The sequence below is a fragment of the Spirillospora sp. CA-142024 genome (genome assembly GCF_050942325.1).
GTDB lineage: Bacteria > Actinomycetota > Actinomycetes > Streptosporangiales > Streptosporangiaceae > Spirillospora.
Window position 1 is genome coordinate 4,518,844 of record NZ_CP192077.1, and the last position, 13,721, is coordinate 4,532,564.

The following is a 13,721-nucleotide window of genomic DNA, read 5'->3' on the forward strand; positions in this document are numbered from 1 at the left end:
GTTTGCAGAACTATAGGGCGGGGCGGCCGGTCCCGAAGAAGAGCGCGATGAGACGGGGTGATGCGCGAAGATCGCGGGACTCGGGGACAATGGCCGGGTGGTGACGATGCCCAGGGTCGGTGTGACGGCGAAGGACGCCCTGCTCGCGACGCTGCTGGCGGGGGCCGCGGCGGTCGTCGCGGCGGTGTGGCCGGGCGTCCGGGAGCTGGACGCGCCGGGGGCGCTGCTGCTGGCGGCCGCGCACGTGCCGCTCGCGGTCATCAGGCGCCGGCCGACCCCGGGTCTGGTCTCGCTGGTGGTCCTCGTGCTCCCGTACCACCTGGCGCAGTACCAGCACCACGCGCTCGTGCCCGCCGAGGTGATCGCGCTGTTCGCCTACGCGGTGCTCGGGCACCGGGTCCGGATCGTCCTCGGCGTGGTCGCGTCCCTGCTCGCCGTGTGCGTGGTCGGCATGGCGATGCGGGCGGGCGGCGGCTCGCTGCGCGAGCAGATCGCGGTCATCGAGGCGGTGGTGTCCGTCGTGATCGCCGTCCAGGTGTGGCGGGTGCACCGGGCGCGGCTCGCGACGATCACCGAGCGGGCCGAGCGGGCCGAGCGGACACGGGACCAGGAGGCGCGGCGGCGGGTCGCCGAGGAGCGCCTGCGGATCGCCCGCGACCTGCACGACCTCCTCGCGCACAGCATCACGCTGATCGGCGTCCAGGCCGGCGCCGCGGCCCATCTGGTGCGCGGGGACCGCCCCCTCGACCGGGAGGAGCTCGCCGATGCCCTCGCGTCGATCGCGGGCACGTGCCGGGACGCCCGCACCGAGCTGCGCGGTACGCTCCAGGTTCTGCGCGGGACCGACGTCGGGACGCCGGGGACGCTGCCCGGCGCGGGCGGCATCGGGGAGCTGGCGCGGGCGGCCCGCGGCGGCGGGATCGACGTGGACCTCCAGGACGGCGACGTGGGGGCGCTGCCGCCCGAGATCGGCGTCGCGGCGTACCGGATCGTCCAGGAGGCGTTGACCAACGTTGTCAAACACGCCGCCGCCGAGCGCGTGACGGTGAGCCTGACCCGGGACGGCGAAGGACTCGTCGTGCGGGTCGCCGACGACGGGAAGGGCCCCTCCGGCGGGACGCCCGAGGGGTTCGGGATCCTCGGGATGATCGAGCGGGCGCGCAGCGTCGGCGGGTCACTCGACGCGGGCCCGGGCGAGGCCGGCGGGTTCGTCGTCACGGCCGTTCTCCCGCTCGCCGGCGCCGTCACCTCGCGGTGACGGAACGGAACAGGCCCCTCCGGCGTCTTCGCCGCGCTCGATCCATCCGCCGGGAACCTCCCAACCCCACCGGACGCTGCCGGGGGCTTTCAAACCCTTACCGGTAGGGTCAGGATCAAGGGGACCAGGGGAGGGGAACGCGTCGGTGAGCACACTGCAGGAGGCCCCGCAGGACCGGATCTTCACGGTGCCGAACATCCTGAGCCTGGCCCGGCTCGTCGGCGTCCCGCTGTTCCTGTGGCTCGTCCTGGTGGAGGCGGACTGGTGGGCGCTCGGCCTGCTGGTGTTCGCGGGCCTGTCGGACTGGCTGGACGGGAAGCTGGCGCGCGCGCTGAACCAGACCAGCAGGCTCGGCATGGTGCTCGACCCGGCCGCCGACCGGCTCTACATCCTGGCCACGCTGATCGGGCTCACCATCCGCGACATCATCCCGGTCTGGCTGGTGGCCGTGCTGGTCGCCCGCGAGGTGGCGATCCTGCCGATCGCCCCGATCGTGCGGCGGCTCGGGTACGGCGGCACGCTGCCCGTCCACTTCATCGGCAAGGCCGCGACGATGTGCCTGCTGTACGCGTTCCCGCTGCTGCTGCTCGGCGACCACGACGGCGGCGCGGCGACCGCGGCCAAGATCATCGGATGGGCCTTCGCCATCTGGGGGACGGGCCTGTACTGGTGGGCGGCCGTCCTGTACTGGGCGCAGACGCGGCAGCTGGTGCTGGCCGGCCGCGGCTCGTCCCCGGCCCTCGGGCCGGGCTCCGCGCATGATCCCGGCGGCACGGGCGGCCCGCGCGATCCGGGCGCGGAACCGCCGGCCGGCGACCAGAAGGGAGCTGAGACCCCCCGATGAAGGCCGTCGTGATGGCGGGAGGCGAGGGGACGCGGCTGCGTCCGATGACCGCCAACCAGCCCAAGCCGCTGCTTCCGCTCGTCAACCGGCCGATCATGGAGCACGTGCTGCGGCTGCTGAAGAAGCACGGGTTCTCCGAGACCGTCGTCACCGTCCAGTTCCTGGCGGCGCTGATCCGCAACTACTTCGGCGACGGCGAGGAACTCGGCATGTCGCTGAGCTACGCGACGGAGGAGGTCCCGCTCGGCACCGCCGGCAGCGTCAAGAACGCCGAGGAGGCGCTGCGCGACGACCGGTTCCTCGTGATCTCCGGGGACGCGCTCACCGACATCAACCTGACCGACATGGTGCGGTTCCACGAGGAGAACGACGCCCTCGTCACGATCGGCCTGAAGCGGGTCCCGAACCCCCTCGAATTCGGGATCATCATCGTGGACGACGATGGCCGCGTGCAGCGGTTCCTGGAGAAGCCCACCTGGGGCCAGGTGTTCTCCGACACCGTCAACACCGGGATCTACGTGATGGAACCCGAGGTCCTTGAGCACGTCGCCGAAGGCGAGCCGGTCGACTGGTCCGGAGACGTGTTCCCGAAGCTGCTCGCCGAGGGCGCCCGCCTGTTCGGGTACGTGGCCGACTGCTACTGGGAGGACGTCGGCACCCACGAGAGCTACCTCAAGGCGCAGGCGGACATGCTGTCCGGGCAGGTCGGCATCGACCTCGACGGGTTCGAGATGTCGCCGGGCGTGTGGGTCGCCGAGGGCGCCGAGGTGGACGCAGAGGCCGTCCTCAAGGGGCCGCTATACATCGGCGACTACGCGAAGGTCGAGGCGGGCGTCGAACTGCGCGAGTACACCGTCCTCGGCAGCAACGTCGTCGTGAAGGAGGGCGCGTTCCTGCACCGGGCCATCGTCCACGACAACGTGTTCGTCGCGCCGTCCACGAATCTGCGCGGCTGCGTCGTCGGCAAGAACACCGACATCATGGCGGGGTCCCGCGTCGAGGAGGGCGCGGTCATCGGGGACGAGTGCGTCATCGAGGCCGAGGCGTACGTCTCCAGCGGCGTGAAGGTCTACCCGTTCAAGACCATCGAGGCCGGCGCGGTCGTCAACACCAGCGTGATCTGGGAGTCGCGGGGGCAGCGCAACCTGTTCGGGCCGCGCGGCGTGTCCGGGCTCGTGAACGTGGAGATCACGCCCGAACTGGCGGTCCGGCTCGCCAGCGCCTACGCGACGACACTGAAGAAGGGGTGCACGGTCGTCACCGGAAGGGACGTGTCCCGCGCCGCCCGCACCCTGAAGCGCGCGGTGAACAGCGCCCTGACCGCGAGTGCGATCAACGTCCAGGACCTGGAGGCGACCCCGCTGACCGTCGCGCGGTTCGAGACCGGCCGCGAGGACAGCGTCGGCGGCATCTACATCCGCACCACGCTCGGCGACCCCCAGGGCGTCGACATCTTGTTCCTGGACGCGGGCGGCGCCGACCTGTCCCAGGGCGCGCAGCGCAAGCTGGAGCGGGTCTTCGGCCGGCAGGAGTACCGCCGCGCGTTCCCCGGCGAGATCGCCGAGCTGACCTACCCGCCGCGCGTCGTCGAGACCTACACCCGCGACCTGCTGCGCCGCGTCGACATCCGCGGCGTCCGCGAGGCCGGGCTGAAGATCGTCCTGGACTGCGCGGGCGGTGTCGCCTCGCTCGTCCTGCCGAGCCTGCTCGGCAAGGTCGGCGTGGAGGTCCTCACGCGCAACGCGGGGCTGGACGAGGCGAACCCGACCGAGACGCTCGCCGAGCGGATGCGCGACCTGGAGCGGCTCGGCGAGCTGGTGTCGTCGTCGCGCGCCGCGTTCGGCGTCCGGTTCGACCCGGTGGGGGAGCGGATCTCGCTGGTGGACGAGAACGGCGAGCTGGTCGGCGACGACCGCGCGCTGCTGGTGATGCTGGACCTGGTCGCGGCGGAGCGCCGCGGCGGGCGGGTGGCGCTGCCGGTGACGACGACGCGGGTCGCCGAGCAGGTGTGCCGGTTCCACGGCGTGCAGGTCGAGTGGACGTCCACGTCCCAGGACGTCCTCACCAAGGCCGCCGCGCAGCCCAGCGTGATCTTCGCGGGGGACGGGCGGGGCGGGTTCCTGATGCCGGAGTTCAGCGGCACCGTGGACGGGATCGCGGCGTTCGTCCGGCTCGTCGGCCTCGTCGCGCGGACGCGGCTGACGCTGTCGCAGATCGACCGGCGCATCCCGGACGCGCATCTGCTGCGCCGTTCCGTCCCGACGCCGTGGGCGGCCAAGGGCAGCGTGATGCGGCACGTCGTGGAGGCCGCCGCGGAGCGGACGATCGACACCACCGACGGCGTCCGCGTGGTCGAGGACGACGGCCGCTGGGTCCTCGTCCTGCCCGACCCGGCGGAGGCGGTCACCCATCTGTGGGCCGAGGGGCCGGACGCGGACGCCGCCCAGGCGCTGCTGGAGGAATGGGCCGTCGTGGTCGAACGCGCCGGCTCTTAGGCGTTCTCAGCACCGTTCGCGGGGTTTGAGGCCGGTGGCGTCCGGTTCACGGTCGCCGTATGCGGCGTCCAGGAACTCGATGAGGCGGTCCACGTCCGCGACGTTCGAGACCAGGCCGAGGGACGCCCTGACCGCCCCGCCGCTGGGCAGGCCGAGCACGCCCAGATAGTCGTCGAGGGTGCGCATCCGCCGGCCGGCGGTGCCGCGCAGCGCGCGCTCGGAGATCTCGAACGCGCCCTCCCCGGCGCCCGGGTTGCAGAAGCAGCCGGTCCGGACGGAGATTCCGGCGTCGGCGCTGTCACGGGCGACGATCCGCTCGTCCACGATCCGGCCGCGCGGGTCGAGGACGTTGAACGCGACCGTCCCGCCTCGCCGGTCGGTGCCGTCCGGGCCGTAGAACCGGATCAGGGGGGAGCCGTCGGAATGGCGCAGGTCCGCGAGCCGCCGCAGGAGCAGGGACGTCAGGCAGCCGACACGGCGGTGGATGAGGTCCATGCCGATGTCCTCGACCCAGCGGACGCCGAACTCCACGTCCGGGATGGACAGGAAGTTCAGGGTGCCGTCCTCGAACGCCGTCTCGTCGGGCGCGAGGACGTGCCAGCCGCCGAGCGCGCTGACCGCCTGGATCGTCCCGCCCGCGAACCAGGGCCGGCGCAGCCGGGCGAGCGCCTCCCGGCGGGCGATGAGGCAGCCGACGCCGGTCGGGTAGCCGAACACCTTGTACCAGCTCACGGGGACGAAGTCGGGATGGACCAGGCTCAGGTCGAGGCGGTTGGCGGGGACGAACGCCGCGGCGTCGAGCAGCACGTCGTACCCGTGCGCCTGGGCGAGGCCGATCCAGCTCAGCGGATGCTGGACGCCGCTGAAGTTGCTCTGCGCGGGGTACACCAGCAGGCCGCGGCGGTCACCCAGCGCGGCGCGGATCTCCGCCTCGCGCACCCGGAGGCCGGGCCCGCGGACGGGGACGTGGACGACCTCGGCTCCGCGCGCCTTGGCGAACTCCCTGATCCCGTTCACCGAGTTGTGGTTGTCGCCGGTGAGGACGAGCCGGCCGCCGCGGGCGAAGGGGTACGCCTCGCCGACGAGGCGGCACGCGCCGCTGGCGTTCGGCGTGAACACCACCGCGTACTCCTCCGGCGAGGCGTTGAAGAACGCCAGGATCGCCTCCCGGGCCTGGTCGACGAGGCCCGTGGAGGCGCTGGACGTCGGGTTCTCCGAGTGCGGGTTGCCGTAGCAGCGTCCGGTCAGGCGCTCGGCGTGCGCGCGGATCTGGGCCTCGGCGGCGACGCCCGCCCCGGTGTAGTCCAGGTAGGTCTGGACGTCGAGGTGGCGGTACTCGGCGGCGCGCAGTTCGTCCAGCCGCCGCGTCTCCGCGTAGCCGGGCATGACATCGACCTGGTAATCGGATGAAACGCTCATTGTGCACCCCCGCCAGCAAAAGCGACATTGCTTAATGAACGGTCCAAAATCCCCGGAGGTGGTGCAAGAGCGATTCAGGAGCCTTAAGTGGCACAGAAAGGGATGTTTTCTATGTCCTGCGGGTGAGGACCAGGCATGTGCCCGCGAGGAACAGCGCGGCGAATCCGCCGAGCAGCGCCCAGTCGAGGACCACCGCCCGCGAGAACGTCCCGCCGTACGAATCGAGCAAGGGCGGGCCCAGCGGCGAACGTCCGGTCGCCCAGAGCCGCTCCACGCCGAGACTGTGCCCGAGTCCCTCGAACGCCCACCGGTTGGACATGGCGTAGCTGAGCCACCGTCCGGGCGCCGCCATCACCGGGACCGGCAGGATCGCGCCCACGAACAGCACCTGCGGGAAGCACAGCATCGGAAGCGCCATCGTGGCCTGCGCCGGATCGGTGACCGCCGCCGACACCAGCAGGCCCAGCGCCAGGGCCGCCAGCGAGCACAGCAGCAGCGTGACGAACAGCTCCCCGTACGTGCTCCAGCCCATCGCGGGAAGCCGGTCCAGCCCTCGCAGGACGCCGAGCATCAGAGCGTCGACCACGGCCAGCAGCGGCAGCAGGACGGCCGTCTTCGCCAGCACGTACGGCCCGATGCGCAATCCGGTGAGCCGCTCCCGCCGCAGCACGGGCAGTTCGGTGCAGATCTGCAGCAGCCCGTAGGTGAGGCCGAAGAAGAACCCGCCGAACGCGATCCAGAAAAGGATCATCACCGTGGCTCCGGGGCTCGGCGACTCCGGCGCGAACGCCCCGGGGCGGAACAGCACCGCGAACATCGCCAGCACCATGAGCGGCGACCCGGCCAGCACGGCGAGCGTGAGCCGGTTGCGGGTCAGCAGATCCAGGCTGCGCCGGGTGAGCAGCGCCCACTGACCGAACGCGCCGATCCCCGGGCCCGCCGCCGGCGCCTGAGACGCGCCGAACCGTCCCTCCCAGTCGTGCGTCTCCGCCTCGGCCAGCCGCAGGTAGATGTCCTCTATCCCGTCGGCCCCGAACCTCTCCGCGGCCTCGTCCGGCTCCCCGTAGAAGACCAGCCGCCCGTCCTGCGCGAGCACCGCCACGCGGTCGCAGGCCAGGACGTCCGGCGGATGGTGGGTCGTCAGGACCACCGCCGTCCCCGAATCGGCGAGCCCGCGCAGCAGCCGCATCAGGTCCGCCGCCGTCGCCGGGTCGAGGCCCGACGTCGGCTCGTCCAGGAAGAACACGCGGGGACGGGTCAGCAGCTCGACCGCGATGCTGGCCCGCTTGCGCTCGCCTCCGCTGAGCGAGCCGACGCGCTGCCCCGCCCGCTCGGTGAGCGCGAGCGCCTCCAGCACGTCGTCCACCGCCCGCTCGACGCGCTCCGGCGGCGTGCCCGAGGGCAGCCGCAGCCCCGCCGCATAGCGGAGCGTGCGCCGCAGCGGCATCTCCATGTGGACGATGTCGTCCTGCGGCACGTACCCAAGCGCGCCGTTCTCGCCGTCGTACCGCACCTCGCCCTCCGCGGGCGGCCGCACTCCCGCGATGGCGTCCAGCAATGTGGTCTTCCCCGCCCCGCTGCCGCCGATGATCGCCACCAGTTGTCCGGCCCCGATCGACAGCGACACGTCCCGCAGTGTCCGCCGCCCGCCCGCCCGTTGACCGACCCCGCAGACCTCGATCATCCACCCTCCCGCCGAGCATCGCCTCATAACGAAGATGAACGATCACCCCGGAACAGTCCACCGTCCCGTCCCCGGTATGACAGAGCGGCGGCCTCGCGGACGGGACGCGTCAGTCGACGGTGGCGTCGTCGGGGCCGGCCGCGGCGATCTCGGCGACCGCGTCCAGGGCGCGGGCGAGGACCTCGGGCGGCGGGGACGCCAGCCCGAAGCGGACGGCGCGCGGGGCGGCGCTGTTGCCGACCACGAAGGCGGCTGCGGGGGTGACGGCGATCCCGCGCCGCGCGGCCGCCGCCACGAACGTCTCGGCGCGCCACGGCCTCGGCAGGTCCCACCAGCAGAAGTACGAGCACGGGTCGGACCGGACGGCCGATCCCGCCAGGCGGCCGGCGGCGATCCGCTGTCGGGAGGCGGCATCGGCGCGCTTGGCGCGGGTGACCGACTCGACCGTTCCGTCGGCGATCCAGCCGGCGGCCGCGTCGAGGGCGAATCCCGCCGGGCCCCAGCCGCCGGAGCGCAGCGCCGCGGCGACGCGGCCGGACAGGCTCGCGGGCGGGACGGCGAAGCCCAGGCTCAGGCCGGGCGCGAGGCGCTTGGAGAGGCTGTCGACCAGCACGGTGCGGCCGGCGGCGTGCGCGGCCAGCGGCTCCGGGCCGTCCTCGCGGAGGAACGCCCAGATGCGGTCCTCGATCGCGTGGAGGCCGAGCCGCTCCAGGGTCGCGGCCAGTTCGGCGCGGCGCTGTGACGGCATCGTCGTCCCGGACGGGTTGTGCAGCGTCGGCTGGAGGTAGACCGCGCCGAGCGGCGCGACGCGGTGCGCGTCGGCCAGGGCGTCCGGGCGCAGCCCCTGCTCGTCCGACGGGACGGGGACGAGCGTCACGCCGAGCCTTGCCGCGATGCCCTTGATCACCGGATAGGTCAGCGCCTCGACGGCGAGCCGCCCGCCCGGAGGCACGAGCGCCGCCACGGCGCCGGCGATCGCCTGCCGGCCGTTGCCCGCGAACAGCACCTCGGACGGAGCGGTCCGGCAGCCGGACGCGGACAGCAGCGCCGCGGCGGCCTCCCGCGCGGCGGCCGTTCCCGCGACGCCCACCGGCCCGAGCGCCGCGTCCAGGACGTCCGGGCGCCGAAGCCGTTCCAGCCCCGCGGCCAGCAGCGCGCTCTGCCCCGGGACGACCGGGTAGTTCAACTCCAGGTCGACGCGCGCGGCGGCCGGCTCGGCGAGCGCGGGTCCGGGAGCCCGCTCCGCGGCCCGGACGAACGTGCCGCGGCCGACCTCGCCCACCACGAGGCCGCGCCTGGCCAGTTCCGCGTACACCCGGCCCGCGGTCGAGTCCGCGATGCCCCGGCCGCGCGCGAAGGCCCGCTGCGGCGGCAGCCGCTCGCCCGGCCGCAGCCGTCCCGCCGCGATGTCGGCCGCCACCTCGTCGGCCACCCGCCGGAAGTCCGCCATCTGAACCCCATATTGCACCGAGAGCAATTTCAATATTGCACCGATCATACTCCGGCTTCTAGCCTTGGGGCATTACGGATGACTGGAGCGCAATGATCTCGTTCACGGCCGTCGCGGCCATCGCCCTCTTCGCCCTCGGGCTCGTCCTCACCCCCGGGCCCAACATGATCTACCTGGTGTCGCGGTCGGTGACGCAGGGCCGCCGCGCCGGGCTGATCTCCCTCGGCGGCGTCGCCGCGGGCTTCCTGGTCTACGTCGCCGCCGCGACCGCCGGCCTCACCACCGTGTTCACGCTCGTGCCGCCGCTCTACACGGCGATCAAGCTGGCCGGCGCGGGCTACCTGCTCTGGCTCGCCTGGCAGGCGCTGCGGCCGGGCGGGACGACCGCGTTCGCCCCGAAGGACCTGCCCGCCGACCCGCCGCGCCGCCTGTTCGCCATGGGACTGGTGACCAACCTGCTCAACCCCAAGATCGCGATCCTGTACGTGTCGCTGCTGCCGCAGTTCGCCGACCCGGACCGCGGCCACGTCGCCGGCCAGATCCTCCTGCTGGGCGTCGTCCAGGTCACCATCGCCATCACCGTCAACGCCCTCATCGTCCTCGGCGCGGGCTCCATCGCCGTCTTCCTGGCGCGCAGGCCCGGCTGGCAGCGCGCCCAGCGGTACCTGATGGGCTCGGTCCTCGCCGGGCTGGCGATCCACATCGGCCTCAACCGCCCCGCCACCGCCTGACCTGACCTCCGCCGGTCCGCGGTTCCTTGCCATGATGGGCCGGTGATCGCACGACGGGACACCCTCGGCGGCCGGGAGCCGGACGAGCGCCGGGACGGCGGTGCGCGGCCGTCCGGATGGCTGCGGGCCGACGCCTCCATGTCGCTGCTCGCGGACCTGATCGCCGGCAAGCGCCTCGACCCCGGCTACGCGGAGGCCGCGGCGCGCCGCGCCGCGGCCGGCGAGACCGGTCCGCGGCGGGGACGGCTCCGGGGCGCCGGCGTCCTCCTCGTCGTCGCCCTGGCCGGCACGCTGGTCGCCGTCGCGGGCGTCGAGGCCCGCCGCAGCGAACCGGTGGCGGCCGAGCGCCGCTCCCGGCTCATCGGCGAGATCCACGCCCGCACCGCCGAGACCGACGGCCTCCAGCGCCGGCTCGACCGGCTGCGCGCGGACACCGAGCGGCGCCGCGCCGCCGCGCTGGCCCGCAGCGACAGCCGGCCGCCGCGTCCGGCACGAGCTGACCCGGGCGGGCGCCGCCGCGGCCGCGACGCCCGCCACGGGGGAGGGGCTGGTCGTCACCCTGGCCGACGCCCCGCGCGAGACTCCGCCCGGGCACTCCGCGCCGGCCCGCGCCGCCGACCGCGGCCGGGTCTATGACCAGGACCTCCAGGTCCTGGTGAACGGGCTGTGGGCGGCGGGCGCCCAGGCCGTCGGGATCAACGGCCGGCGGCTCACCCCGACCACCGCGATCCGCACCGCGGGCGAGGCGATCCTGGTCGACTACCGGCCGCTCGGCAGCCCCTACGAGGTGACGGCGCTGGGCGACCCCGGGCGCCTGCGGGACGCCTTCACCGGCTCGGCCGCGGACCGCCGGCTCGCCGCGCTGAAGGAGCGGCTCGGGATCGGGTACGGCATCCGCGGCGAGGACGAGGTGCGGCTGCCCGCCGCAGGGACGCCCCGGTTGCGCTACGCCGCCCCCCGCGACGGGGCCGGCCGGTGAGCGGGAGAGACGGGGGAGAGGTGACCCGGCGGTGATCGCGCTGATCGGGCTCGTGGTCGGCGTGACCCTGGGCCTCATGCTCCAGCCGGACGTCCCGCTGTGGCTGCAGCCCTACTTGCCGATCGCGATCGTGGCCGCGCTCGACGCCATGTCCGGCGGCGTCCGGGCCCGGCTGGAGGGGATCTTCGACGAGAAGGTGTTCGTGGTCTCCTTCGCCAGCAACACCGTCATCGCCGCGCTGATCGTCTTCCTCGGGGACAAGCTCGGGGTCGGCTCGCAGCTGTCCACCGGGGTCGTGGTCGTCCTCGGCATCCGGATCTTCTCCAACGCGGCGGCCATCCGGCGGAAGCTGTTCGGCGCATGACCGGCGGCGAGCGCGCACCCGAGGACGAGCACGCAGCCGAGGACGGGCCCGCCGGCGGCCACGAGGAGACCCGGCCGGCGGAGCCCGGGGGCCTGCGTTCACTCGCCGGCCTGCTGCGCCCGCGGGTCAGCCCGGGACAGGTCGTCGCCGGACTGCTGTGCCTTCTGCTGGGCTTCGCGATCGTCGCCCAGGTGCGCTCGACCGAGCGCGACACCACGTTCGCGACCGCGCGGCAGGACGAGCTCGTCGGCACCCTGTCCGATCTGGGTCAGCGGTCCGACCGCCTGAGGGGCGACCTGCGCGACCTGGAGGAGACGAAGGCCAGGCTCGAACGGGACGCCGAGGGCGGCACCGCCCTGGAGGAGGCGCGCGAGCGGGCGACCGCCTACGGGCTTCTCGCGGGCACGCTCCCGGCCGAGGGGCCCGGCATCGAACTCGTGATCAACGACCCCGGCGGCGGGGTCAAGGCGATCAACCTCCTGGACGCCCTGGAGGAGCTCCGCGACGCGGGCGCCGAGGTCGTCCAGGTCGGCGACGTGCGCGTCGGCGTCGACACCTACTTCCTGGACGACCGCGACGGCGTCCGGGCGGACGGGCGGCTCCTGGCCGCCCCCTACCGTTTCGTCGCCATCGGCGACCCGCACACGATGACGACGGCGCTCAACATCCCCGGCGGCCTCGTCCGGACGCTGGAGGGGGCCGGCGCCACCGTCCTGATCACCCAGCGCGCGAAAGTGACCGTCGGCGCGATACGGTCTCCATAGAGGGAACGGGGGAGACGGTAAACCGGACGCCGGGCTCGGGCGTCATGATCGCGGCCGTCCGCGCGGCGGCATGGACCTGCGATCATCGGCGAATGTAGTTTGGTCCAGCCGGTTCACCGTTCCAGTTGACCCCTCGGGTAATACCCGCGTAAGTTGCGGCGACCGTCGCGAAAGCGGGCGGTGAGTTGGACCGTGGCCGGGGCGGGTCCCCGGCGTGGGGTTGGGTGAAGGATGCGCGTGGCGCAGGCGGCTCCCGCAAAGGGGGGACGTCCGCCGGTGGCACGCCGATGGTAGGAGGCCGAGCCGATCGATGCCGAGCGTCTACTGCACGCAGTGCGGTCACGCCAACCCGGATGATGCCCGCTTCTGCTCGAACTGCGGCACTCCGCTGAGGAGTTCGGCGCCGCCGCCTCCCCGGGAGTCGCCGGGCGAGTCCACGTCCACGATCTCCATCGGCGGGTTCGAGGCGCTGGACACCGACACGGGCGCCGAGGAGCCGGTCGGGCCCGACCAGATGGCGATGGAGGCGCTCCCCCCGGGCACGGCGCTGCTCGTCGTCAAGCGCGGCCCGAACGCCGGCAGCCGCTTCCTCCTCGACAAGGACCGCACGTCCGCCGGGCGGCACCCCGAGAGCGACATCTTCCTGGACGACGTCACCGTCTCCCGCCGGCACGCCGAGTTCACCCGTCAGGGCAACGCGTTCGCCGTCCGCGACGTGGGCAGCCTCAACGGCCTCTACGTCAACCGGCAGCGGATCGACCAGGCGGGGCTGTCCGGCGGTGACGAGGTCCAGATCGGCAAGTTCCGGCTGGTGTTCCTGACCAACCCGGCGCACGGCTGACCGCCCGGCGCCCGGGGACAGCGAGGTCGCGGCGACGATGGGAGGGGCGTTGAACGCGGAGCCAGCCCGGTCCCTGATGACGATCGGGGACGTCCTCGGACTGCTCAGGCCCGAGTTCCCCGACATCACCATCTCCAAGATCCGGTTCCTGGAGTCCGAGGGGCTCGTCGAGCCGCAGCGCAGCCCCTCCGGCTACCGCAAGTTCTGCGGCGCCGACGTCGAGCGCCTCCGGTTCGTCCTCACCGCCCAGCGCGACCACTACATGCCGCTGCGCGTGATCAGGCAGCACCTGGAGGCGCGTGACCGCGGCGAGAACGTCCCGCCGCTCGGCGACCGCGGAACCGGCGCCGCCGAACCGTCCCGTCGCCGCCCCCGCACGCTCGTCGCCGCCGACACCACCGCCGAGGACCCGGCCGTCCGGCTCACCCGCCGCCAGCTCCTGGACGGCGCCGGGATCGACGAGGCCCTCCTCGTCCGCCTTGAGGAGTACGGTCTCGTCCGCCGGACCGGCACGCACTACGAGGGCGAAGCGCTGAACATCGCGCGGGTCGCCGCCGCGCTCGGCGAATTCGGGTTCGAGGTCCGGCACCTGCGCGCCGTGAAGGCCGCCGCCGACCGGCAGGTCGGCCTCATCGAGCAGATGGTCGCGCCGCAGCTGCGCCGCCGCAGCCGCGGCGCGCACGAGCAGGCGGCCGAGACCGCCCGGGAGATCGCCGCGCTGTCGGTCCGGCTGCACACCGCGCTGGTCAGCGCGGGTCTGCGTGAAAGCCTCGACCCCTGATCATGCGGGCCGCGGAGGATTTTCCCGTCCGCGCGGCACCACGAGGTGTCCGGGCCTGGGTGTACGTTGGCTACATGGTTCGGTCAGGATTCGACCCGCTGCACGTGGTGA

Annotated in this window: 13 protein-coding genes; 10 read left to right on the top strand and 3 right to left on the bottom strand. The window is 73.4% G+C overall.

The features are described 5' to 3' along the window. Nucleotides 1–106 precede the first annotated feature (106 nt). The 3 genes from ACQPZP_RS21720 (at nucleotide 107) to ACQPZP_RS21730 (ending at nucleotide 4,597) form a co-directional block, all read left to right on the top strand. Nucleotides 107–1,258, top strand: a complete 1,152-nt coding sequence (locus tag ACQPZP_RS21720; RefSeq protein ID WP_433479429.1) for a sensor histidine kinase — start codon at nucleotides 107–109, stop codon at nucleotides 1,256–1,258. 145 nt (nucleotides 1,259–1,403) lie between these two features. Next, nucleotides 1,404–2,102, top strand: a complete 699-nt coding sequence (locus ACQPZP_RS21725) for a CDP-alcohol phosphatidyltransferase family protein (RefSeq protein ID WP_433479430.1) — start codon at nucleotides 1,404–1,406, stop codon at nucleotides 2,100–2,102. After that, entirely contained in the window at nucleotides 2,099–4,597 is a 2,499-nt protein-coding gene (locus tag ACQPZP_RS21730) for a sugar phosphate nucleotidyltransferase (RefSeq protein WP_433479431.1), read from the top strand. Before ACQPZP_RS21725 ends, ACQPZP_RS21730 begins: the two co-directional genes overlap by 4 nt. Nucleotides 4,598–4,603: 6 nt before the next feature. Here the strand turns inward: ACQPZP_RS21730 and ACQPZP_RS21735 are convergent, their stop codons facing one another. From ACQPZP_RS21735 to ACQPZP_RS21745, 3 genes are all read right to left on the bottom strand, one after another. Beyond that, nucleotides 4,604–6,016: an aminotransferase class V-fold PLP-dependent enzyme gene (locus tag ACQPZP_RS21735; RefSeq protein WP_433479432.1), complete on the bottom strand. Its 1,413-nt coding sequence runs from the start codon at nucleotides 6,014–6,016 to the stop codon at nucleotides 4,604–4,606. Nucleotides 6,017–6,125: 109 nt separating this feature from the next. Further along, the gene (locus tag ACQPZP_RS21740) at nucleotides 6,126–7,700 is read right to left on the bottom strand and encodes an ATP-binding cassette domain-containing protein (protein ID WP_433479433.1); all 1,575 of its coding nucleotides are present in this window, start codon (nucleotides 7,698–7,700) and stop codon (nucleotides 6,126–6,128) included. 109 nt (nucleotides 7,701–7,809) lie between these two features. After that, nucleotides 7,810–9,150 (bottom strand): PLP-dependent aminotransferase family protein, encoded by a 1,341-nt coding sequence (locus ACQPZP_RS21745; protein ID WP_433479434.1) that lies wholly within the window; start codon nucleotides 9,148–9,150, stop codon nucleotides 7,810–7,812. 92 nt (nucleotides 9,151–9,242) lie between these two features. Here ACQPZP_RS21745 and ACQPZP_RS21750 point away from each other — a divergent pair, with 92 nt between their 5' ends. The 7 genes from ACQPZP_RS21750 (at nucleotide 9,243) to ftsR (ending at nucleotide 13,610) form a co-directional block, all read left to right on the top strand. Continuing rightward, a complete protein-coding gene (locus ACQPZP_RS21750) occupies nucleotides 9,243–9,881 on the top strand; it encodes a LysE family translocator (RefSeq protein ID WP_433479435.1) in 639 nt (212 codons plus the stop codon). Nucleotides 9,882–9,923: 42 nt separating this feature from the next. Continuing rightward, on the top strand, nucleotides 9,924–10,517 hold the full coding sequence (locus ACQPZP_RS21755) for a hypothetical protein (RefSeq protein WP_433479436.1): 594 nt from the start codon (nucleotides 9,924–9,926) through the stop codon (nucleotides 10,515–10,517). After that, nucleotides 10,429–10,860, top strand: coding sequence for a DUF881 domain-containing protein (locus tag ACQPZP_RS21760; protein WP_433479650.1), 432 nt, complete (start codon nucleotides 10,429–10,431; stop codon nucleotides 10,858–10,860). The genes ACQPZP_RS21755 and ACQPZP_RS21760 overlap by 89 nt, the downstream gene beginning before the upstream one ends. Nucleotides 10,861–10,891: 31 nt before the next feature. Beyond that, a complete protein-coding gene (locus ACQPZP_RS21765; RefSeq protein WP_433479437.1) occupies nucleotides 10,892–11,224 on the top strand; it encodes a small basic family protein in 333 nt (110 codons plus the stop codon). Next, nucleotides 11,221–11,988, top strand: coding sequence for a DUF881 domain-containing protein (locus ACQPZP_RS21770; protein WP_433479438.1), 768 nt, complete (start codon nucleotides 11,221–11,223; stop codon nucleotides 11,986–11,988). Before ACQPZP_RS21765 ends, ACQPZP_RS21770 begins: the two co-directional genes overlap by 4 nt. A 310-nt stretch (nucleotides 11,989–12,298) precedes the next feature. Then, a complete protein-coding gene (locus ACQPZP_RS21775; RefSeq protein WP_433469696.1) occupies nucleotides 12,299–12,829 on the top strand; it encodes an FHA domain-containing protein in 531 nt (176 codons plus the stop codon). A gap of 49 nt (nucleotides 12,830–12,878) precedes the next feature. Continuing rightward, the gene (gene ftsR / locus ACQPZP_RS21780) at nucleotides 12,879–13,610 is read left to right on the top strand and encodes a transcriptional regulator FtsR (RefSeq protein WP_433479439.1); all 732 of its coding nucleotides are present in this window, start codon (nucleotides 12,879–12,881) and stop codon (nucleotides 13,608–13,610) included. Nucleotides 13,611–13,721 lie beyond the last annotated feature (111 nt).

Bases quoted from the DNA above. Each gene is read 5' to 3' on its own strand.
- ACQPZP_RS21775 (WP_433469696.1), top strand. From the start codon at position 12,299: ATGCCGAGCGTCTACTGCACGCAGTGCGGTCACGCCAACCCGGATGAT.
- ACQPZP_RS21730 (WP_433479431.1), top strand. From the start codon at position 2,099: ATGAAGGCCGTCGTGATGGCGGGAGGCGAGGGGACGCGGCTGCGTCCG.
- ACQPZP_RS21745 (WP_433479434.1), bottom strand. From the start codon at position 9,150: ATGGCGGACTTCCGGCGGGTGGCCGACGAGGTGGCGGCCGACATCGCG.
- ACQPZP_RS21735 (WP_433479432.1), bottom strand. From the start codon at position 6,016: ATGAGCGTTTCATCCGATTACCAGGTCGATGTCATGCCCGGCTACGCG.
- ACQPZP_RS21750 (WP_433479435.1), top strand. From the start codon at position 9,243: ATGATCTCGTTCACGGCCGTCGCGGCCATCGCCCTCTTCGCCCTCGGG.
- ACQPZP_RS21770 (WP_433479438.1), top strand. From the start codon at position 11,221: ATGACCGGCGGCGAGCGCGCACCCGAGGACGAGCACGCAGCCGAGGAC.
- ACQPZP_RS21720 (WP_433479429.1), top strand. From the start codon at position 107: ATGCCCAGGGTCGGTGTGACGGCGAAGGACGCCCTGCTCGCGACGCTG.
- ACQPZP_RS21740 (WP_433479433.1), bottom strand. From the start codon at position 7,700: ATGATCGAGGTCTGCGGGGTCGGTCAACGGGCGGGCGGGCGGCGGACA.